Source organism: Saccharothrix sp. HUAS TT1 (assembly GCF_040744945.1).
In the GTDB taxonomy this organism is placed as follows: domain Bacteria; phylum Actinomycetota; class Actinomycetes; order Mycobacteriales; family Pseudonocardiaceae; genus Actinosynnema.
In genome coordinates, this window is sequence record NZ_CP160453.1 from 2,955,854 (window position 1) to 2,977,258 (window position 21,405).

18 protein-coding genes are annotated in these 21,405 nt (G+C 72.8%); 11 read left to right on the forward strand and 7 right to left on the reverse strand.

What is annotated here, in order from left to right; translation table 11 throughout:
- The 7 genes from AB0F89_RS14665 (at position 1) to map (ending at position 6,781) form a co-directional block, all read left to right on the forward strand.
- Positions 1-1,197 (forward strand): RIP metalloprotease, encoded by a 1,197-nt coding sequence (locus tag AB0F89_RS14665; protein ID WP_367136437.1) that lies wholly within the window; start codon positions 1-3, stop codon positions 1,195-1,197.
- 22 nt (positions 1,198-1,219) lie between these two features.
- The gene (ispG, locus tag AB0F89_RS14670) at positions 1,220-2,377 is read left to right on the forward strand and encodes a flavodoxin-dependent (E)-4-hydroxy-3-methylbut-2-enyl-diphosphate synthase (protein WP_367136438.1); all 1,158 of its coding nucleotides are present in this window, start codon (positions 1,220-1,222) and stop codon (positions 2,375-2,377) included.
- A gap of 50 nt (positions 2,378-2,427) precedes the next feature.
- The gene (locus tag AB0F89_RS14675; protein ID WP_367136440.1) at positions 2,428-3,282 is read left to right on the forward strand and encodes a GNAT family N-acetyltransferase; all 855 of its coding nucleotides are present in this window, start codon (positions 2,428-2,430) and stop codon (positions 3,280-3,282) included.
- 68 nt (positions 3,283-3,350) lie between these two features.
- A complete protein-coding gene (locus AB0F89_RS14680; protein ID WP_367136442.1) occupies positions 3,351-5,162 on the forward strand; it encodes a penicillin-binding transpeptidase domain-containing protein in 1,812 nt (603 codons plus the stop codon).
- Between the two features lie 33 nt (positions 5,163-5,195).
- Complete coding sequence (locus AB0F89_RS14685; protein ID WP_367136444.1) at positions 5,196-5,471, forward strand: type II toxin-antitoxin system Phd/YefM family antitoxin; 276 nt, start codon at positions 5,196-5,198, stop codon at positions 5,469-5,471.
- The gene (locus tag AB0F89_RS14690) at positions 5,468-5,875 is read left to right on the forward strand and encodes a type II toxin-antitoxin system VapC family toxin (protein ID WP_367136446.1); all 408 of its coding nucleotides are present in this window, start codon (positions 5,468-5,470) and stop codon (positions 5,873-5,875) included. The genes AB0F89_RS14685 and AB0F89_RS14690 overlap by 4 nt, the downstream gene beginning before the upstream one ends.
- A 48-nt stretch (positions 5,876-5,923) precedes the next feature.
- A complete protein-coding gene (map, locus tag AB0F89_RS14695; RefSeq protein ID WP_367136448.1) occupies positions 5,924-6,781 on the forward strand; it encodes a type I methionyl aminopeptidase in 858 nt (285 codons plus the stop codon).
- Here map and AB0F89_RS14700 read toward each other — a convergent pair.
- A complete protein-coding gene (locus AB0F89_RS14700) occupies positions 6,768-7,466 on the reverse strand; it encodes an alpha/beta fold hydrolase (protein ID WP_367136450.1) in 699 nt (232 codons plus the stop codon). The two genes, map and AB0F89_RS14700, sit on opposite strands and share 14 nt — an antisense overlap.
- Before the next feature lie 42 nt (positions 7,467-7,508).
- Between AB0F89_RS14700 and AB0F89_RS14705 the strand changes: the two genes are divergently transcribed.
- A complete protein-coding gene (locus AB0F89_RS14705; protein WP_367136452.1) occupies positions 7,509-9,032 on the forward strand; it encodes a cobyric acid synthase in 1,524 nt (507 codons plus the stop codon).
- Between the two features lie 424 nt (positions 9,033-9,456).
- On the opposite strand, the gene AB0F89_RS14710 is transcribed toward AB0F89_RS14705, so the two are convergent.
- Positions 9,457-10,425, reverse strand: a complete 969-nt coding sequence (locus AB0F89_RS14710) for a pentapeptide repeat-containing protein (protein ID WP_367136454.1) — start codon at positions 10,423-10,425, stop codon at positions 9,457-9,459.
- Complete coding sequence (locus tag AB0F89_RS14715; protein ID WP_367136456.1) at positions 10,426-11,331, reverse strand: EamA family transporter; 906 nt, start codon at positions 11,329-11,331, stop codon at positions 10,426-10,428.
- Between the two features lie 73 nt (positions 11,332-11,404).
- Between AB0F89_RS14715 and AB0F89_RS14720 the strand changes: the two genes are divergently transcribed.
- Entirely contained in the window at positions 11,405-12,361 is a 957-nt protein-coding gene (locus AB0F89_RS14720; protein WP_367136458.1) for a LysR family transcriptional regulator, read from the forward strand.
- Positions 12,362-12,577: 216 nt separating this feature from the next.
- Here AB0F89_RS14720 and AB0F89_RS14725 read toward each other — a convergent pair whose 3' ends face one another.
- Positions 12,578-13,249, reverse strand: coding sequence for a FadR/GntR family transcriptional regulator (locus AB0F89_RS14725; protein ID WP_367136460.1), 672 nt, complete (start codon positions 13,247-13,249; stop codon positions 12,578-12,580).
- A 203-nt stretch (positions 13,250-13,452) separates the two neighbouring features.
- Between AB0F89_RS14725 and AB0F89_RS14730 the strand changes: the two genes are divergently transcribed.
- On the forward strand, positions 13,453-14,592 hold the full coding sequence (locus AB0F89_RS14730) for an MFS transporter (protein ID WP_367136462.1): 1,140 nt from the start codon (positions 13,453-13,455) through the stop codon (positions 14,590-14,592).
- Positions 14,593-14,751: 159 nt separating this feature from the next.
- On the opposite strand, the gene AB0F89_RS14735 is transcribed toward AB0F89_RS14730, so the two are convergent.
- A complete protein-coding gene (locus tag AB0F89_RS14735) occupies positions 14,752-16,128 on the reverse strand; it encodes a mycothione reductase (protein WP_367136464.1) in 1,377 nt (458 codons plus the stop codon).
- Between the two features lie 38 nt (positions 16,129-16,166).
- A complete protein-coding gene (locus AB0F89_RS14740) occupies positions 16,167-16,694 on the reverse strand; it encodes a YbhB/YbcL family Raf kinase inhibitor-like protein (RefSeq protein WP_367136466.1) in 528 nt (175 codons plus the stop codon).
- Between the two features lie 200 nt (positions 16,695-16,894).
- On the opposite strand from AB0F89_RS14740, the gene AB0F89_RS14745 reads away from it, so the two are divergent.
- Entirely contained in the window at positions 16,895-18,574 is a 1,680-nt protein-coding gene (locus tag AB0F89_RS14745) for a PstS family phosphate ABC transporter substrate-binding protein (protein WP_367136468.1), read from the forward strand.
- 353 nt (positions 18,575-18,927) lie between these two features.
- On the opposite strand, the gene lon is transcribed toward AB0F89_RS14745, so the two are convergent.
- Entirely contained in the window at positions 18,928-21,282 is a 2,355-nt protein-coding gene (lon, locus tag AB0F89_RS14750) for an endopeptidase La (RefSeq protein WP_367136470.1), read from the reverse strand.
- Between the last annotated feature and the right edge of the window lie 123 nt (positions 21,283-21,405).

Below are 21,405 nucleotides of genomic sequence, written 5' to 3' on the forward strand. Positions count from 1 at the left end.
GTGCTGGTCTTCTTGGGCATTCTGCTGTTCGCCCTGCTCATCGGCATCTCGATCGCGCTGCACGAGCTGGGTCACCTGGCCACGGCGAAGATGTTCGGGATGAAGGTGACCCGGTACTTCATCGGGTTCGGACCGCGCATCTGGTCGTTCCGCCGCGGCGAGACCGAGTACGGCATCAAGGCGATCCCGGCGGGCGGCTTCTGCGAGATCACCGGCATGACCGCGCTGGAGGAGGTCGCGCCGGAGGACCAGCACCGCGCGTTCAACCGGCAGAAGACGTGGAAGCGCGTGGTGGTGCTGTCCGCGGGCTCCATCACCCACTTCATCGTGGGCTTCATCATCCTGTACATGATGGCCTGGACCATGGGCATCCCGAACCTGCGCGACAGCGCGCTGGTCGCCGAGGTGGCCCCCTGCGTGCAGAGCAGCACCGAGGCCGACTGCGCGCCCGGCGCGCCCTCGCCGGCCAGGGACGCGGGCTTCCAGGTCGGTGACGAGATCGTCGCCGTCGCGGGCGCGGCCACCCCCACCTGGGGCGACGTGCTGGAGAAGACCCGCGAGCGGTCCGGTCGGACCGAGTTCAAGGTGGTCCGGGACGACCGGGAGATCACCCTCACCGCCGACGTCGCCCGGGTCGAGCGCGAGCTGGAGCGCAAGGACGGCACCCGCTACAAGACCGAGATCGGCGCGATCGGCGTCATCCAGCAGCGCAACTTCGAGTACAACCCGCTCACCGCGATCGGCGGCGCGACCGCGTTCACCGGCACGATGTTCGAGAACACCTGGCGCGGCCTGATCAACTTCCCGAAGAAGATCCCGGCGGTGATCGAGGCCATCGGCGGCGCCGAGCGCGACGTGGACAGCCCGGTCAGCGTGGTCGGCGCGAGCCGGCTCGGCGGCGAGGCGGTCGACCGCGGCCTGTGGCAGCTGTTCTGGCTGATGCTGGCGGGGCTGAACTTCTTCGTCGGTGTGTTCAACCTCCTGCCGCTGCTGCCGCTTGACGGTGGTCACATCGCCGTCAACCTGTACGAACGGGTGCGAAACTGGATCCGGAAGCTGCGCGGCCTGCCCGACGGCGCACCGGTCAACTACCTGCGGCTGCTGCCGCTGACCTACTTCGTGATCTTCGTCGGCGGCTCGGTCACGCTGTTGACGATCACCGCGGACATCGTCAACCCCATCAAGCTCTTCCAGTGATCCCAGTGAGAGGTGCCAGTTCATGAGTGACGGCGTCATGCTCGGCCTGCCGGCGATGCCTCCTCCGGTGTTGTCGGAACGGCGCAAGACCCGCCAGCTCATGGTGGGCTCGGTCGGGGTCGGCTCCGAGTTCCCGGTGTCGGTGCAGTCGATGACGACGACCGTGACGGCGGACGTGAACGCGACGTTGCAGCAGATCGCGGAGCTGACCGCGGCCGGCTGCGACATCGTGCGGGTGGCGTGCCCGTCGCAGGACGACGCCGACGCGCTGGCGGCGATCGCGAAGAAGTCGCAGATCCCGGTGATCGCGGACATCCACTTCCAGCCGAAGTACGTGTTCGCGGCGATCGAGGCCGGGTGCGCGGCGGTGCGGGTGAACCCCGGCAACATCAAGAAGTTCGACGACAAGGTGCGGGAGATCGCGGCGGCGGCCCGGGACCGCGGGACGCCCATCCGGATCGGCGTGAACGCGGGTTCGCTGGACCCGCGGCTGCTGGCCAAGTACGGCAAGGCGACCCCGGAGGCGCTGGCCGAGTCGGCGCTGTGGGAGGCGTCGCTGTTCGCCGAGCACGACTTCCACGACCTGAAGATCTCGGTCAAGCACAACGACCCGGTCGTGATGGTCCGGGCGTACGAGCTGCTGGCCGAGCAGTGCGACTACCCGCTGCACCTGGGCGTGACCGAGGCCGGTCCGGCGTTCCAGGGCACGATCAAGTCCGCCGTCGCGTTCGGCGCGCTGCTGCGGCAGGGCATCGGGGACACGATCCGGGTCTCGCTGTCGGCCCCGCCGGTGGAGGAGGTCAAGGTCGGCCACCAGATCCTGCAGTCGCTCAACCTGCGGCCGCGGAAGCTGGAGATCGTGTCCTGCCCGTCGTGCGGGCGCGCGCAGGTCGACGTGTACACGCTCGCCGAGCAGGTCACGGCCGGTCTGGAGGGCATGGAGGTGCCCCTGCGGGTCGCGGTGATGGGCTGCGTGGTGAACGGTCCGGGCGAGGCCCGCGAGGCGGACCTGGGCGTGGCGTCGGGCAACGGCAAGGGCCAGATCTTCGTCAAGGGCAAGGTCGTCAAGACCGTCCCCGAGCACCAGATCGTGGAGACCCTGATCGAGGAGGCCATGCGGATCGCCGAGGAGATGGGCGAGTCCGTCGAGGGCGGCGAGCCGGTCGTGACGGTCGGCTGAGCGGGTGGCGGACGCGCGGGTAGCGGGGTCCATCTGGCAGGCTTGAAGGCGTGCTGAGGTTGGCTGGCGCGCGCTTGCTCGACGAGCGGGACCTGACCGAGGTCATGGCCGTGCTCGCGGCCGACCCGGTGGCGTCCTGCATGGTCGCCGCACGGGTCGAGGTCGCGGGCCTGGACCCGTGGCGGCTCGGCGGCGAGGTGTGGGCGTACGACCAGCGGTCGCTGCGCGGCGGCCGGGTCGACGCGCTGTGCTTCGCGGGTCCGAACCTCATCCCGCTGCGCGGCGACGCGACCGCGCTGCGGGGGTTCGCCGACCGGGCCCGCCGCCGGGGCCGGATGTGCTCCTCGCTGGTCGGGCCCGCCGAGCAGGTGCTCGGCCTGTGGGACGAGCTGGCCCCCGACTGGGGCCCCGCCCGCGAGGTGCGCGCCGACCAGCCGCTGATGGCGCTGGGCGGCGCGCCGTCGATCCCGCTCGACCCGCTGGTGCGGCCGGTGCGGCCGGACGAGCTGGACCGGTACCTGCCCGCCGCGATCGCCATGTTCATCGAGGAGGTCGGCGTCGACCCGTGCGCCGAGGACGGTGGCGCGTCCTACCGGGCGCGGGTGGCCGAGCTCATCGCGGCCGGGCGGGCGTTCGCCCGGTTCGAGGGCGGCGACGTGGTGTTCAAGGCCGAGATCGGGGCCATGTCGGCGCAGGTCGGCCAGATCCAGGGCGTGTGGGTGCGGCCGGACCGCCGTGGCCGCGGCATCGGCGCGGCGGGCACCGCGGCGGTGGCCGAACGCCTGGTCAGGGGCCTGGGGCGGACCGCGTCGCTGTACGTGAACTCCTACAACGACGTGGCCAAGGCGGCGTACCGCAAGATCGGGTTCTCCCAGGTCGGCCAGTACGCGACCGTGCTGTTCTGACGTCGGCGCGCCGGCGGTCGGGCCCGACCCGCCCCCGGCGTCGCGGGCGCACCCGGCATACTCGCGCCGTGATCGCGCGCAAGCCGGCCCTGTCTCTGGTCCTTCTCGGGGTGGTCCCGCTGCTCGTCAGCGGCTGCGGCCTGTTCTCCTCCCGGCCCGGTCCCGAGCAGGTCGCCGGTGACTTCCTGACCAGGTTCGCCGCGGGCGACGTCGACGGCGCGGCCGGGCTGACCGACGACCCGGACGGCGCCCGCGAGCTGCTGGGCAAGGTCCGGGACGTGCTCAAGCCCGCCGGGCTCGGCGCGAGGGTCGAGCAGGTGGTCTCGTCCGGCGAGTCGACCAGCGCCGACGCGACCGCGCAGCTGGACTGGGACCTCGGGCACGACCACGCGTGGAGCTACCGGGCGGAGTTCGAGCTGCGGCGCGGGGACGAGGACTGGAAGGTGCACTGGACGCCCTCGGTCGTGCACCCGAAGCTCGCGCCGCAGCAGACGCTGGGCGTGGCCGAGGTGCGGCCCGAGCTGGCGCCGGTGCTCGACCGCGAGGGCACGCCGCTGCTCGCGCCGGAGCAGGTCGTGTCGGTCCTGCTCGACGCGAAGGAGGCGGGCGACCTGAACGCGGTGGCGGGCGCGCTGGCCGCGGCGCTGACGCCGATCGACCCGGCGATCACCCAGCTGTCGATCGTGGACGGCGTGTCGCGCACCGCCGAGGGGCAGGTCTACCAGGTGGCCGCGCTGCGCGACGCGGACTACCAGACGGTCAAGCCGGCGATCTACGAGCTGCCCGGGGTGCGGTTCACCAGCCGGATGAGCCTGCTCGCGCCGTCGCGGACGTTCGGGTCGCAGGTGCTGCCGGCGGTGCGCGAGGCGGTGGAGGAGGAGATCGCCGGGCAGGCCGGGGTGCGCGTCTACACCGCGAACGCGGCCGGCGACGAGGTGGAGACGCTGCACGAGCAGGCGCCCGAGCCCGCGCGGGCCATCTCGACCGCGTTGAGCCGGACCGTGCAGGTGGCGGCCGAGGACGCGCTGGAGCCGGTGCCGCAAGCGGCGATGCTGGTGGCGCTGGACGCGTCGACCGGCGAGCTGCTGGCGGTCGCGCAGAACGGACCCGCCGACGCCGAGGGCGCGGTGGCGCTGACCGGCCGCTACCCGCCGGGGTCGACGTTCAAGCTGGTCACGGCCGCGGCGGCGTTGACGTCCGGGCAGGCGACCGCGGACAGCCCGCTGCCGTGCCCCGGCAAGTCGGTCATCGACGGTCGGCGGATCGTGCCCAACGACCGCGAGTTCGACAAGGGCACCATCCCGCTGCACTCGGCGTTCGCGTTCTCCTGCAACACCACGTTCGCGCAGCTGGCGGCCGAGATGGAGCCGGACGCGCTGACCAGGGCGGCGGAGAGCTTCGGCCTCGGCGTCGACTTCGAGATCCCGGCCATCACCACGATCACCGGCTCCGTGCCGCCCGCCACCGACGTGGTCGAGCGGGCCGAGGACGGCTTCGGCCAGGGCAAGGTGCTGGCGAGCCCGTTCGGGATGGCCCTGGTGGCCGCGACGGCCGCCACCGGCCGGATGCCGGTGCCGACGCTGCTGAAGGGCCGGGAGACGAAGGCGGACCGCACCCCGACCCCACCCGCGCCCGCCGTGCTGGAGCCGCTGCGGGCGATGATGCGGGAGGTGGTCGAATCCGGCACCGCGCCGCAGCTCAAGCCGTACGGGGACGTGCGCGGCAAGACCGGGACGGCGCAGTTCGGCGACGGCACGAACTCGCACGGCTGGTTCGTCGGGTACCGGGGCGAGGTGGCGTTCGCGACCCTGGTCCTGGGCACCAACAGCTCCGCACCGGCCGTCGACGCCTCCGCCCGCTTCCTGGCGGCGCTGGGCTGATCGGCCTAAGATCAATGTGATACCATGTGAAACATGGATCGGATCGGACTTCGCGAACTCCGTCACCACACGAGTGAGTACGTGCGGCGAGCCGAGGCCGGAGAACGGATAGAGGTCACCGACCACGGTCGCGTGGTCGCTGAGATCTGTCCCCCGCGCGGCGAGGCGTCGAGCCTGCGGGACCAGCTCGTCGCCAACGGTGAGCTGCTCCGGGGTCGCGGTCGGCGCTTGCCCGAGCCGCTGCCCGCGACGTCCGGCACACCGATCTCGGAGGTGCTGCGGCAGATGCGCGAGGACGAGCGCTGGTGATCTACCTCGACACCTCGGCGCTGGCGAAGCTCGTGCGCGCGGAAGCCGAGACGTCCGCCCTGCGCGAGTGGTTGGACGACCGGGTCGGCGTCCGACTGATCACCAGCACCCTCGCGCGGGTCGAGCTGGTTCGAGCCGTGCGGGCCGAAGGCGACGCGGCGATCCGGCAGGCCGCGTCGATCCTGGTGGAACTCGACCAACTGCCCATGACCACGGACCTCCTGGACGCGGCGGGCGCGTTGCCGCTCCCGCTCAAGTCCCTGGACGCGATCCACCTGGTGTCGGCGATGCGGCTGCGCGGCGACCTCGACGCCTTCGTCGCCTACGACAAGCGACTCCTGACGGCTGCCGATGAGATGGGGCTGCCGATCGCCTCGCCCGGAACGGCCGAGCCGGTCGCGTAACGGGCACGCGGCGCATGGCCGTTCGCGCTGAGCCGTAACCTGGGGGGCATGTCCGTGCGTGCCGTCCTCCAGCCAGGTGTGCTGTCCCCGCGCCGTCCGGTGCCCGCCCAGATCGAGCGGCCCGAGTACGTCGACCGGCCCGAGCCCAAGCGCAACACCGATCCGTGGGTGCAGCCGCCCGACGTGGTCGAGGCGATGCGCGTCGCGGGTCGGCTGGCGGCGCAGGCGCTGCAGGAGGCGGGCAAGGTGATCGTGCCCGGCGTGACCACCGACGAGATCGACGCGGTCGCGCACGAGTTCCTGTGCGACAACGGCGCCTACCCGTCCACGCTCGGCTACCGCGGCTTCCCCAAGTCCTGCTGCACCTCGCTGAACGAGGTCATCTGCCACGGCATCCCCGACTCGACCGTGGTCCAGGACGGCGACATCGTCAACGTCGACGTCACCGCCTACATCGGCGGCGTGCACGGCGACACGAACGCCACCTTCCTCGCGGGCGACGTGAGCGAGGAGGCCCGCCTGCTGGTCGAGCGCACGCACGAGGCCACCATGCGCGCCATCAAGGCGGTGAAGCCCGGCCGGCAGCTCAACGTGGTCGGCCGCGTCATCGAGTCCTACGCCAACCGGTTCGGCTACGGCGTGGTGCGCGACTTCACCGGCCACGGCATCGGCCGCACCTTCCACAGCGGCCTGGTCGTGCTGCACTACGACGCGCCGCACGTGCCCACGGTCATCGAGGAGGGCATGACGTTCACCATCGAGCCCATGATCACCCTCGGCGGCATCGAGCACGACCTGTGGGACGACGGCTGGACGGTCACCACCCGGGACAAGAGCTGGACCGCCCAGTTCGAGCACACGATCGTGGTGACCGCGGACGGCGCGGAGATCCTCACCGTCTGCTGAGCAGCGGCACGACGGCGGCGGCCACCTCCTCGGGCGACGTCACGGCGCCGAGGTGGTGGCCCGCCAGCTCCACCACCGGCCAGCCCAGCTCGCGCGCCGCCGCCGCGGCGGCCTCGTAGGCCGGGCTCAGCCGCACGTACGAGCACGGCCCGGTCCACGCCACGGTGGGCCGGGGCTCCTTGAGGAACGCCAGCGGCACCTCCGCCGCCTCGGCCACGATCTCCTCCAGCAGCCGCACGTCCGGCACCATCGCCGACAGCGCCTCCGGCGCGAACCACCGGTCCCAGCGCGGCATCAGCCCGTCCCGCGAGATCGCCTTCAGGTGCGCCATGCGCTCGGCGGGCGCGTCGTCGCGCCAGCTGCGCCCCGGCGTGGGCAGGTCGGCGTCGAGGAACACCAGCCCGCGCACGGGCACCTCCAGCGCGTCGGCGAACGCGGGCAGCAGCGGACCGGCGCCGCTGTGCCCGACGAGCACCAGCTCGCCCTCCACCGCGGCGTCCTCCACCGCGTCCGCGAACCCGCCGATCAGCCGCTGGTGGACGGGCGCGGCGTTGACCGTGACGCGCAGGTCGGGCAGCGCGACGGGGTGGCCGAGCCGGGCCAGCGCTCCGGCGAGCGGGCGCAGGCTCGCCGGCCCGAGGTAGGGGCTGTGCACCAGGACTGCGGTGGCGGGGGCGTCGACCATGGAGTGGATGATGTCAGCCGGGACCGACAACGAGGGGACATTGTGCGCAGTGCGTTGCTGGTGGCCGGCACGACGTCGGACGCGGGGAAGAGCGTCCTGGCCGCCGGGCTGTGCCGGTGGCTCATCCGGCGCGGTGTGAAGACCGCGCCGTTCAAGGCGCAGAACATGTCCAACAACTCGGTCGTGACGCCCGACGGCGGCGAGATCGGCCGCGCGCAGGCCGTGCAGGCCGCCGCGTGCGGGCTGGAGCCGAGCGTGCGGTTCAACCCGGTGCTGCTCAAACCGGGCGGCGACCGCAGCTCGCAGGTGGTGGTGCTGGGGCGGGCCGTCGGCGAGGTGTCCGCGCTGTCCTACCGCGAGCGCAAGGCCGAGCTGTTCACCACGGTCCTGGCCACCCTGGACGGCCTGCGGGACGACTTCGACGTGGTGGTCTGCGAGGGCGCCGGGTCGCCCGCCGAGATCAACCTCAGGGCGAACGACATCGCGAACATGGGCCTGGCGCGGGCCGCCGACCTGCCGGTGCTCGTGGTCGGCGACATCGACCGGGGCGGGGTGTTCGCGCACCTCTTCGGCACCCTGGCCCTGCTCGACCCGGCCGACCAGGCGCTGGTGGGCGGGTTCGTGGTGAACAAGTTCCGCGGCGACCCGGCGCTGCTCGAACCCGGCCTGCGGCAGCTGCGCGCGCTGACCGGGCGTCCCGTGCTCGGCGTGCTGCCGTGGCGGGAGGAGCTGTGGCTGGACGCCGAGGACTCGCTGTCCTACGCGGCGGACGGCGTGATCGGCCGCCCGGAGCCGCCGCGCGGCGACCAGTGGCTGCGGGTGGCCGTGGTGCGGCTGCCGCGGATCTCCAACGCCACCGACGTGGAGGCGCTGGCCTGCGAACCGGGTGTGTCGGTGCGGTTCGTCACCGAGCCGTCCCGGCTGGCCGACGCGGACCTCGTGGTGCTGCCCGGGTCGAAGGCCACGGTGGAGGACCTGCGCTGGCTGCGCGCCACCGGCCTGGCCGACGCGATCGCCGCGCACGACGGGCCGGTGCTCGGCGTCTGCGGCGGGTTCCAGATGCTCGGCCGCGCGATCGAGGACGAGGTGGAGTCGCGGGCGGGCGCGGTGGCCGGTCTCGGCCTGCTCGACGTGGACGTGCGGTTCGCGCCGGACAAGACGCTGTCCCGGCCGCGCGGCAGCGCGTTCGGCGAACCCGTCACCGGTTACGAGATCCACCACGGCGTGGTCACCCGCAACGCCGAGGAGGGCCTGGTCACCCTGCCCGACGGCACGCCCGAGGGCGCGCTGCGCGGCCGGGTCGCCGGCACGCACTGGCACGGGCTGCTGGAGAACGACGGGTTCCGCCGCGCGCTCCTGCGCTGGGCCGCCGGCCACGCGGGCCGGGACGGGTTCACCCCCGCGCCGGACGTCGACTTCGCCGGGCGGCGGACCGCGCAGCTCGACCTGCTCGGCGACCTGGTCGCCGACCACCTCGACACGGACGCGGTGTGGGCGTTGCTGGCGGGCGGCGCCCCGCCGGGGCTCCCCGTCATCCCTCCCGCGGGTGCTCCGCCTGTCGCTTGACGACTCCGGACCCGCGGTGCGCGTGACCGGCAAGTCACGCGTGCGCCACCGGTGGGCGGGGGTGCGTCCGGGCGACCGGGTCCGCGACGGACTGGGTGGTCGCCCGACCGGCAAGCCGGGGCGAACCACTCACGTCGGGTCGTCGAGGAACCGTGCGGTCGGAAACCGTGCGGTGAGGGATCGTGCGGTGAGGGATCGGGCGGGGTCGTGGTGGACGGCGCCGATCAGCAACCGGTCGGGTTGTGGAAGGACGCGCGGACCAGGCTCAACGACACGTCACACCTCCACTCCGGTCTGTTGCTGTGAAAGTACCGGTGGGGGCGTGGGGGATACGTCACCCGATCGGGGGTGACGGGCCGCCGAACGGGTGTGGCCGCCGGGCCGGGTGGTCACCGGTCGGGCGCGACCGCGTCGTGCCGGGCGGTCACCGGTCGCACGCGAGGACGGCCCAGCCCGGTTCGGCGGGCCGCTCCAGCCACCCGTCCGGCCACTTCCGCCGCACCTCACCGGTCCGGGTGCGGGCGCCGGCCAGCTTCGCCTCGGTGTGCACGCCGAAGTCCGTGCCGCCCTCGAACACCGCGCCCCGGAACACCGAGTCGCCGAACCGGACCCGCCGGAAGTCCGCCAGGTCGCGGAAGCACGTCTCGCGGAAGTCCGCGACGCCGGTGACCTCGGTGCCGCGGAACGTCGCCTGCCCGAAGAACGTGGTGCCCGCGAACGACGCCGACCTGATCCGCGCGTGCGTCAGCGTCGGCTTCACCAGCGTGGCGTTGGACAGGTCGAGCGCGATGTCCGCCCAGAACGCCTCGGGCCGGTCCGGGCGCAGGTGGGACGCGAGCAGCGCGGTCGCGGTCTGCCGCACCTCCAGCTCCTGGAACCGGTGCGCGTCGCGCGGCCCGACCCGCGTCCTGGCCCGCGCCTCCGGCGGCGGGGTGAACGGCATCCGCAGGTAGGCGCAGACCAGGTTGACGATGGTCTGCCGGTGGGCGGGGTTGTCCTGCGCCAACCGCTCCAGCGCGTACAGCCCGGCCAGCCGCACCGGCGCCTTGTCGCTGCCGAGCTGGTCGGCGGCCTTGCCGTACAGCTCGGTGACGCGGCGCTCGGTCGCGTCGTGGTCCTTCTGCGCCAGGTCCAGCTCGGTGTACCGCTGGCGGCGGGCGGTCAGCAGCAGCGCCGCCGCGCCGCCGGTGCCGAGCACGATGCCGGAGGCGGTGCGGACGACGTCCAGCCGCACCCCGTCGCGCGGGTCACCCGACCCGAGGGTCAGCAGCAGGACCACGACGGACGCCGACGCCAGGACGGCCAGCCCGACGGCCCAGAGCACGATCGTCCTGGCCGACAGCACGCGGTGCTCCACGACGTACAGCAGACCGACCCGCGGCCGGGCCGTCAATCACCGGACACGGTGGAAGGACCGGCTCTCCACGGGCGCCCCGGGACGGTCGCCGCGCGGCTTCACGGTGGTCGCCGCCATGCCGACGATCACGAGCGCCGCCGCGCCGAGCCGGACCGCGGTGACGGCCTCGTCCAGCAGCAGCCAGCCCGACAGCATCCCGGCCACCGGCACCAGCAGCGCGAACGGCACTACGGCGCTCGCCTCGTACGTCCGCAGCAGCAGGTTCCACAGGCCGAACCCGAGCAGCGTCGACACCCAGGCGATGAACAGGATCGCGCCGACGCCGGTCCAGCTCAGCCCGCGCAGCGCGGCCAGGTCCGCGGCCGGCCCCTCGAACACCAGCGACAGCCCCAGCAGCGGCAGCACGGCCAGCGCGCTGACCCACACGATGAAGTTGATCGGGTCCGGCGGCCGGGCGTAGCGGGTGGCGACGTTCGCCAGCCCCCACGCCACCGCGCCGAGCACCACCAGCAGGAACGCCGAGATCGGGCTGCTCACGCCGTAGTCGACGGCGATCACCACGATCCCGGCCGCCGCCACGCCCATCCCCAGCAGCTGCACGGGCCGCGGCCGTTCGCGCAGCAGCACGGCGGCGAACAGGACGGTGAAGAACACCTGGCTCTGCAGCACGAGGGACGACAACCCGGCGGGCATCCCGGCGGCCATCCCGACGAACACCAGCCCGAACTTGACCACGCCGAGCGCCAGCGCCACCGCGGCGACCCACTTCCACGCCACCTTGGGCCGGCCGACGAACCACAGCGCGGGCACGGCGGCGGCCAGGAACCTCAGCGCCGAGAAGAACAGCGGCGGGAAGTCGCGCAGCCCCACCTTGATGACGACGAAGTTGACGCCCCAGATGGTGGCGACGAGCACCGCGACGGCGACGTGACGTGGTTTCACGGCACCGAGTCTCGGCGGCCGCACTGTTTAGGACCAGCGATGAGTTGTGAACACTTGGGTTTAGGATCGCTACATGTTGGACCTCGGGCGACTTCGCGCCCTGCACGCGGTGGCGCAGCACGGCTCGGTCGGCGCGGCGGCCACGGCGTTGGGCTACACGCCGTCGGCGGTGTCGCAGCAGATCGCCAAGCTGGAGCGGGAGACCCGCACCACGCTGCTGGAACGCCGGGGGCGCGGCGTCGTGCTGACCGACGCGGCGCACCTGCTGTCGGCCACCGCCGGGCAGGTGCTGGCGCTGGTCGAGCACGCCGAGGTGGCGTTGGAGGAGCAGCGCGGCGCGGCCGTCGGCGAGCTGCGGGTCGGCGCGTTCGCCACCGCCGCCCGCGGCCTGCTGCCCGCGGCGCTCGTGCGGCTGGCCGAGCACCACCCGCAGCTGGACGTGCGGCTGGTCGAGCTGGACCCGCCGGACTGCCTGGAGGCGGTGGCGCGCGGCGAGCTGGACCTGGCCGTCACGCACGACTGGGTGAACGCGCCGCTGGCCGTGCCCGACCCGGTGTCCCGGGTGCGGTTGGGCGAGGACGTGGCCGACGTGCTGCTGCCCGCCGGCCACCCGCTGGCCGGGCGGGAGTCGGTCGTGCCGGAGGACCTGGCGGGGGAGCGGTGGATCTGCCAGCCCGAGGGCACGATCTGCCACGACTGGCTGGTCAACACCTTCCGCGGCGCGGGCATGGAGCCCGACCTGGCCTACCGGATCGCCGAGTACGAGACGCAGCTGGTGCTGCTGGCCAAGGGGATCGGGGTGGCGCTGCTGCCGAGGCTGGGGCGCGGCGCGCTGCCGGACTCGGTGCGCGCGGTGCCGTTCCGGCCGACGCCGACGCGGCGGGTGTTCGCGGTGTGGCGCACGCAGGCGACGCGGCGGCCCGCCGTCACGGCGACGGTGGCGGCGTTGCGGGACTGCTGGGACCGGCGCGAGGTGGCCCGGGTCGCGGGCGCGACGCCGGTTGGTCAAGCTGGTCGTGAGGTTGGGTAACGATCGGGCATCCCACCGTTGCGGTTCGCCCGGTCGCGACGAGTATCGGGGTGGGTCCTGGGGTCGCTCCGGCGTGTCGTCCGGAGCCCGAGGGTTCTTCCGAGCCCTCCACCAAGGGGGCCTCCCGTGGAAATCCGCCGCCGTGGGAGGTCCCCGCCCGCCCCGCTCGTCCTGTCGGCCCGTCAGTCCCGCCGTCCCGCCGTCCCACTCGCCCGGTCAGTCCTTGTGCCGCTCCAGCAGGTCCTCCAGGAAGCCCCCCGCCTCGGCGGCGGCCCGGGCGGCGTCGCGGTCGCGGACCGCGTCGAGCAGCCCGGCGTGCGACACGTGGTCGTCCTCGTGGTCGGTCTCCACGGTGGCCGTGATGCTGGCCCGCACCGCCTCGGTGAGCCCCTGGTACAGCTCGGCCAGCAGGGTGTTGTGCGAGCACTGGACGAGCAGCACGTGGAAGGCGGTGTCCCGCTCCACCAGCCGCGCCCAGTCCTTGGCGGCCAGCGCCTCGTCCCGCTCGGTCAGCAGCCCCTCCAGCCTGCGCAGCTCCTCGTCGGTGCGGTGGGACGCGGCCAGCCGGGCGCCCTCCACCTCCAGCGTCCGGCGCACCTGCAGGACGTCGCGCAGCTCGCTGCCGCACATCCGGCGGACCGCGCCGGACAGCTCGCTGGTCGCCCGGACGAACGTGCCGTCCCCCTGGCGCACCTCCAGCAGGCCCGCGTGGGACAACGCGCGCACCGCTTCCCGCACGGTGTTGCGACCGACACCCAGGGCGGTGACCAGCTCCGGTTCGGGCGGGATGCGGCGGCCGACCGGCCACTCACCGGCGGCGATCGCCCCCCTCATCTGGTCGATCACCTGGTCGACGAGCCCGGCCCGCCGAGTAGTGGCCAACGGCACAGCGTCATCCTTTCATCCGAACATCCCATGTCTGCGATAGTGGGCCGGTGCCAATCCAGCAGACCCGGCCAGATCGGTCACCGTCGAACGCCAACACTGCCACCGAACGCGGTGCGAGTGCGACGGTCGCCGACCATCCTGGCCGCACCGCTGCCGGTGAGGCCCGCCGGAACCGCCAAGTTGCCCTGGTCGGCAGCACCCTGTTGGCGATCGGCGTAGCGCTGGCCGCGGCCAACCTGCGCCCCGCCGTCACCAGCCTGGCCTCCGTGCTCGGCGACGTCCGCGCCTCGCTCGGCGTCTCGACCGCGTGGACGAGCTTGCTGACCGCGGTGCCCACGCTGTGCTTCGGCTTCGCCGCCTTCCTCGCGCCCTGGCTGGGTCGTCGCCTCGGCGTGGCGCGCGCTGTCGCGCTGTCGTTGCTGGTGCTCACGGTCGGCTTGGTGCTGCGGGTGGTGGACGGCCCGGCGGCGGTGCTCGGCGGCACGTTCATCGCGTGCGCGGGCATCGCGGTGTGCAACGTGCTGATCCCGGTGGTCGTGAAGGACTCGTTCCCCGACCGGGTCGGCCTGGTGACCGGCGTGTACACGGCCGCCCTGGCGGCGGGCGCGGCGGCCGGGGCGGCGTTCACGCCCGGTCTGGAGTCGGCGTTCGGCTCGTGGCGACTGGCCGTCGGCGCCTGGGCGTTCCTGTCGCTGGCCGCGCTGGTGGTGTGGCTGGCCGGTGCGCGGCACGGGCTGTCGGTCACCCGGCCGGGCCCGCGTCCGGCGGCTGCCGGGCGGTCGCTGTTCCGCAGCCCGCTGGCCTGGGTGATCACGGTGTTCTTCGGCCTGCAGTCGCTGCTGGCCTACACGGTCATGGGCTGGCTGCCGCAGATCCTCGGCGACGCCGGGGTGGACCGCACGACGGCCGGGCTGCTGCTGGCCATCACGATGGTGCTCGGCGTGCCGGTGAGCCTGATCGTCCCGCCGCTGGCGGCCCGGCGGCCCAGCCAGTCGGGGCTGGTGCTGGTGCTGGGCGCGCTGTCGGTGCTGGGCGTGCTGGGGCTCGCGCTGGCGCCCGCCGCCGCGCCCGGCCTGTGGGTCGTGCTGATCGGCGTCGGCATGGGCATCTTCCCGCTCGCGCTGGTGATGATCTCGCTGCGCACGTCGTCCGGGGCGGACACGGCGCGGCTGTCCGCGATGGCGCAGAGCATCGGCTACCTGATCTCGGCCTCCGGGCCGTTCGCGTTCGGCGTGCTGCGCGGCGCGACGGGCGGCTGGACGGTGTCGATGCTGGTCCTGGTCGGGTTGCTGGTCGTGCTGACCGCGCTCGGGTGGGTCGCGGGACGCCCTCGGACGGTGTGAACCGGTCCGGGCCGATCCGAGCCGGTTTGGGTGTTAACGACTCGTGGCGCCGGTGCGATGTGTCGGTTACGGATACGAACGGCGGGAGACCCGGCCGCGCGAGGGGTTGGCCGGGTCTCCCGCCGAGACCCCGTCCGGTGCTCCGTCCAGTGCTCCCGCTCAGTGCTCCAGGGGCAGGTTGAGCAGCGCGTTCTCGATGACCTCCGGCATCGCCGGGTGGATCCAGTACTGGCCGCGCGCCATCGTCCCCGCGTCCAGGCCGAAGCTCATCGCCTGGATGACCGGCTGGATCACCGTCGACGCCTGCGGCCCGAGCACGTGCGCGCCGAGGATCCGGCCCGTGGTCGGGTCGGCCAGGACCTTCGCGAACCCGGTCGTGTCCTCCATCGCCCAGCCGTACGCGATGGACGCGTAGGCCTGCGACGCCGCCACGTACCGGACACCGCGCTCGACGGCCTGCTCCTCGGTCAGCCCGACCGACGCCACCTGCGGCGACGAGAACACCGCCGCCGGCACGAACCGGTGGTCCGAGGCGATCGGCTCGTCCGGGTGCAGCAGGTTGTGCTGCACGACCCGCGCCTCGTGGTTGGCCACGTGCTTGAGCTGGTACTCCGAGCTGACGTCGCCCAGCGCGTAGACGCCCTCGACAGACGTGCGCTGGTGCTCGTCCACGACCACGCGGCCGTCCGGGTGCAGCTCGACGCCGGTGGCGGCCAGGTCCAGCAGGTCGGAGTTCGGCGTCCGGCCGACCGCGACCAGCAGCTCCTCGGACTCGACCACCTCCGCGCCGTCCGGGCCCTCCAGGTGCAGCCGCACGACGCCGTCGACCCGCTCGGCCCGCACCGCCTTGCGCCGCAGCCGCACGTCCCACTTCTGCGACGCGACCTCGGTGAACCGGGTCGCGACCTCGCGGTCCTCGTGCCGCAGGAGCAGGTCCGACCGCCCGACCACGGTCACCGCCACGCCGAACGACGAGAACACGTGCGCGAACTCGGCCGCCACGAAGCCGCTGCCCAGGATGGTGAGGCGAGGGGGCAGGGCGTCGAGCCGCATGACCGTGTCGCTGGTGTGGTAGCCGACCGACTCCAGGTCGGCCACGTCGGGCAGCACGGGGCGGCTGCCGGCGGCGATCACGAACCGGTCGGCGGTGATCACCTCGCCGGTGCCGGTGTCGAGGGTCTTCGGACCGGTGAACCGGGCCGTGCCCTCGTAGACGGTGACGTTCGCGTTCTCCTCGGCCCGCCAGTGGCGGCCGCCCGCGGAGATGGGGTCGATCCGGCCGAAGATCCGGTCGCGCACGTCGGTCCACCGCACGCCGTCCAGGTGGGCGTCCACGCCCAGCCGCGCGCCCGAGGAGGGTGCGGCGGCGACGTCGGCGGTGTGCACGAACATCTTCGTGGGGATGCACCCGACGTTCAGGCACGTGCCGCCGAAGACGCCCTTCTCCACGATCGCGATCTTCCAACCGGCGAACCGCTCGTCCGCGATCGAGTTGCCGGAACCGGTGCCGATGATGACCAGGTCGAAGTGCCTCACGTCGTGCTGCAACCCATCGGGTGAGGTGCTTGTTCCCGTCAGTGGGCGTAGGTGGGGGTGAGGACCGCGCGGGCCAGGGTGTGGAAGGCCAGGTTGAAGCTGACCACGGCGGGCGAGGCGTCGCCGTCGACGTCCAGCTCCTCGACGTCCACCGCGTGCACGACGAAGTAGTAGCGGTGCACCTGGTCGCCGGGCGGCGGGGCGGCGCCGCCGAACGCGCGGGCGCCGAAGTCGCTGCGCACGTGGAACGCGCCGGCGGGCAGCGTGTCGTCCGAGGCGCCCGCGCCGGTGTCGAGGGAGGTGACGGACGCCGGGATGTTCACCGCGACCCAGTGCCAGAAACCGGACGGGGTGGGCGCGTCCGGGTCGAAGCACGTCACCACGAAGCTCTTGGTCCCCTCCGGGAAACCGGACCAGCTCAGCTGGGGCGAGGTGTTGCCGCCCTCGAAGACCTGGGCCTCGGGGAGCGCCTGGCCGTCCTCGACGTCGGTCGAGCCGACGGTGAACGACGCCACCTGCGGCAGCAGCGAGTAGGGGTCGGGAGCGACGGGGCGCTCGATGCTCATCGGGACCTCCACACGTGATCTTGCGGGCCTGACCTGGACGACCCTATCGCTGGGGTGACGTGCGTGCAGTGAGGGCTGAGCGGGGGTGGGTGATCGGGAAGGGAGGGGGTGGAGGGGTTTGCCGAGGCGTGAAGTCGTGGTGAACGTCCGGGGCTCGGCGGGGTCGCGCGGAGTCGGCCGATCGAGAATTCGGTGTGCAGGTGCTGCGATCCGCGTTGGACTTCCTCGGCGGCCCCGGGCCGGTGCTGCTCGCCATCGGGCTGCTGTTCGCCACGCCGGTCATCGACCGGCTCTTCGTGCGCCGCAAGCGGGTCGGGTTCCGGGTGCTCTACAACTCGAAGATCGGCCTCGGGCCGGAGCAGCTGCACGACGGCGCCGAGACGAACTCGCCGCAGCTGCGCGAGCTGGTGCGGGTGTTGGACCGGATGAGCATCGTGGTCGTCCGCATCCGCAACACCGGCAGCTACGACATCGAGGGCGGGGACTTCGACGAGCCGCTGACGTTCACCTTCGGCGACCGGGTGGTGTGGAACGCGCGGGTGTCGGAGGCGGGGTCGGAGGAGACGAAGGCGCTGGTCCGGCGGAGCCTCCAGTTCTTCGGGGAGGGCGGAGAAGGTGGGGAAGGTGGAGGGGGCGGGGAAGGCGGGAAGGGCGCCGGTCCGGGCGCGCGGGCGTCGCTGCTGACCGTGCGGGAGCGGATGGCGCAGCGGGTCGCCCGGTGGGGCGGGTTGGCGGTGCCCGCGGAACCGCCCGGCGAGCCGGTCTGGCACGGGGTGCGGCTGGAGCGGTTGGCGCTGCGGCGCAAGCAGAAGTTCAAGCTGCTGGTGGTCCTGCGCGAACCGGACGACAACCCGGACGGGGAGCTGGGCAAGGACGTGCGGGTCGTCGGCAGCCTCGGCGGGGCCGGGATCGTGCACGACGAACGCCCGAAGCGGGGGCTGACGCTGGCACGGCTCACCGGTGGGCTGGCGGCGTTGCTGGCGGCCGTGCTGGTGCTGGTGCTGGCGTGGTCGCCGGGTTCGGGCGACGCGACGGTGGCCTGTGCTCCGGGCGCGTTGCGGGTGGAGGGGTCGAGCGTGTTCATGCCGACCATGGCCGCCATCGCGCAGAAGTACGAGGAGGTGTGCCGGGACGTGGACGTCACGACGTCCGCGACCGGGAGCATCCAGGGCGTGCGCGAGGTCGCCGGCGGGGAGGCGGGTCTGATCGCGCTGTCGGACGGCAAGCAGGAGGTGGAGGGCGTTCACGCCCAGCAGTTGGCGATCGTGGTCTACCACGTGGTGGTGCACGGGTCGGTGGGGCTGGACACGGTCACGGTCGAGCAGCTGCGCGGGATCTGGGCGGGGGTCTACACGGACTGGAGCCAGTTGCGCGGGGGTGCGCCGCTGCCGATCCGGATCGTGGGGCGGGGTGGCGAGTCGGGCACGCGGGAGCTGTTCGAGCGGCGGGTGCTGGGGGTGGGCGAGAGCGCGTTGTCCTCCAACGACTGCCGGAACAGGGATCGCGCGCCGGACGCGCCGGTCATCCGGTGCGAGCGGGACGAGAACGCCGACGTGGTGCGGGAGATCGGCGCGGTGGAGGGTGCGATCGGGTACGCGGACGCGCCCTCGGTGGCGGAGGCGCGGAAGACGGAGGCGTTGGTGGCGTTGTCGTTGGACGGCAAGGTGTTCGACGCGGCGGTGGGGGTGGAGGCCGGGTACCCGTTCTGGACGGTCGAGTACCTGTACACGCGGGCGGAGCCGGAGGCGGGGTCCGCGGAAGGCCGGTTCCTGGCCTACGTGCGGGGGCACGCGGACGCCCGGGTCCGGATGAAGGACGCCGGCTACCTGCCCTGCACCACCGCCGACGGCACCCCCCTCCCCCTCTGCAACCTCCGCTAACCCCCGCGTGTCCTACCTTCAGAACGCGAGAGTCCTACGTTCAGAGCGCGAGAGTCCTACGTTGGGGATGGGTGAATTCAACGCTCAGGGTGCGCGAGTCGAACGTTGGCGTGCCGCGAGTCGAACGTTCAGGGACCGCGAGTTCTACGTTCAGGTTCGAGGTCAGGGGTCGGGGAGAGTCCGGCTTGATTTGACATGGGGCCCTTACGGGCACCCTGTGCAGGCCAAAGCCGGCAGGCCCGGCGGGGAAGAGCGTCCCGCCGGGCCTGCCGGCTTCGTCCAGCCTATGGCACCCGAACCCATGTCAAATCAAGCCTCTGCGGGGCGTTGCGGGTCCGATGTGCGGAGTTTTGTCAGGCGGCGGTTGCGGTGGTGTTGGTGGTGGGTTCCAGGGCGTGGGTCAGGACTTCTTGGATGTCGGAGACCAGGTGGACGGTCAGTTCGGCCAGGACGGAGTCCGGGACGTCGTCCAGGTCCGGTTCGTTGCGCTGGGGGAGCAGGACGGTGGTGATGCCGGCTCGGTGGGCGGCCAGGAGCTTCTGCTTGACGCCGCCGATCGGGAGGACTCGGCCGGTCAGGGAGACCTCGCCGGTCATGGCGACGTCGGAGCGCACCGGGCGGTTGGAGAGCAGGGAGGCGAGGGCGGTGGTCATGGTGACGCCGGCTGACGGGCCGTCCTTCGGCACGGCGCCGGCGGGGACGTGGACGTGGACGCCGCGGTTGGCCAGGGCTTCGGCGCGGGCGTCGTGGGAGCGCAGGTAGGACAGGGCGATCTGGGCGGATTCCTTCATCACGTCGCCCAGTTGGCCGGTGAGGGTGACGCCGGGGGCGCCGGTGTCCTTCGGGGCGAGCGAAGCTTCGACGAAGAGCACGTCCCCGCCCGCGCCGGTGACCGCCAGGCCCGTGGCGACGCCGGGGACGGCTGTGCGCTCGGCGGATTCCGGGGTGTGCTTGGGCTTGCCCAGGTAGGTGCGCAGGTCGGGGGTGTCGATGGTGGTCGGGAGGGTGGTCTGGTCCAGGGCGACGCGGGCCGTCACCTTGCGCAGGATGCGGGCCAGGGAGCGTTCCAGTTGGCGCACGCCCGCTTCGCGGGTGTACTCGCCCGCGAGCTTGCGCAGTGACGGTTCGGTGATCGTGACGTCCTCCGGGGTCAGGCCGGCGCGTTCGACCTGGCGGGGGAGGAGGTGGTCCCGGGCGATGGTGACCTTCTCGTCCTCGGTGTAGCCGTCCAGCTGGACGAGTTCCATGCGGTCCAGGAGGGGGCCGGGGATGGAGTCGAGGACGTTGGCGGTGGCGAGGAAGACCACGTCGGACAGGTCCAGCTCCACCTCCAGGTAGTGGTCGCGGAACGTGTGGTTCTGGGCCGGGTCGAGGACTTCCAGGAGTGCGGCGGTCGGGTCGCCCCGGTAGTCGGAGCCCACCTTGTCGATCTCGTCCAGGAGGACGACCGGGTTCATCGAGCCCGCCTCGTTGATGGCGCGGACGATGCGGCCCGGCAGGGCGCCGACGTAGGTGCGGCGGTGGCCGCGGATCTCGGCCTCGTCGCGGATGCCGCCCAGGGCGACGCGGACGAACTTGCGGCCCATGGCCTTGGCGACCGATTCGCCCAGGGACGTCTTGCCGACGCCGGGAGGGCCGACCAGGGCCAGGACCGCGCCGGAACGGCGGCCGCCCACCACGCCGAGACCCCGGTCCGCACGACGGCGGCGGACGGCCAGGTACTCGGTGATGCGCTCCTTGACGTCGGCCAGGCCCGCGTGGTCGGCGTCGAGGACGGCACGGGCGCCGGTGATGTCGTAGGAGTCCTCGGTGCGCTCGTTCCACGGCAGTTCGAGGACGGTGTCGAGCCACGTGCGGATCCAGCCGACCTCGGGGGACTGCTCGGCGGTGCGTTCCAGCTTGTCGACCTCGGCCAGGGCGGCCTTGCGCACGGTCTCGGGCAGGTCGGCGCCCTCGACGCGGGCGCGGTAGTCCTGCTCCTCGGTGGCGGGCTTGCCGTCCAGCTCGGCCAGCTCCTTGCGGATGGCGGCGAGCTGCTGGCGCAGCAGGAACTCCCGCTGCTGCTTCTCCACGCCCTCCTTGACGTCCTTGCGGATCGTCTCGGCCACGTCCAGCTCGGTCAGGTGCTCGCGACCCCAGCCGAGCAGCTTCTCCAGCCGCTCGGTGACGTCGCTGGTCTCCAGCAGCCAGACCTTCTGCTCGTCGCTGAGGTACGAGGCGTAGCCGGCCAGGTCGGCGAGCGCGGACGGGTCGTCCACCTGCTGCACCGAGTCGACCACCTGCCACGCGCCGCGCTGCTGGAGGATCGTGGTCACCAGCGCGCGGTACTCGCGGGCCAGTTCGCGGGTGCGGTCGTCGACCGGTGGCTCGTCGGCCACGGTCGCCTCCACCCAGAGCGCCGCGCCGGGGCCGGTGGTGCCGGTGCCGATGCGGACCCGCTCGGTGCCGCGCACGACGGCGGCGCGTTCGCCGCCGGAGAGCCGGCCGACCTGTTCGATCAGCGCCAGCGTGCCGACCTTCGCGTACTTGCCGTCGAGCCGGGGCACCAGCAGCACCTTCGACTGACCGCCGGCGGCCGTCGCGGCCTCGATCGCGGCGCGGGCCTCGGCGGTGGCGTCCGAGCCGCTGATCCGGATCGGGACGACCATGCCCGGCAGCACGACCACGTCGTCCAGCGGCAGCACCGGCAGCGCCAACGTCTCGCCCATGATCCCTCCAAAGTTGAGTCTGACTGGCTCAACCAAGATGAGCCCGGGATTGTTTCCGGTAGGTGTTCGCCCAGAGCGAGCGTCCATTCGGGGGTTGTGCCCGGTTTGCGGCGCCGCGACGAT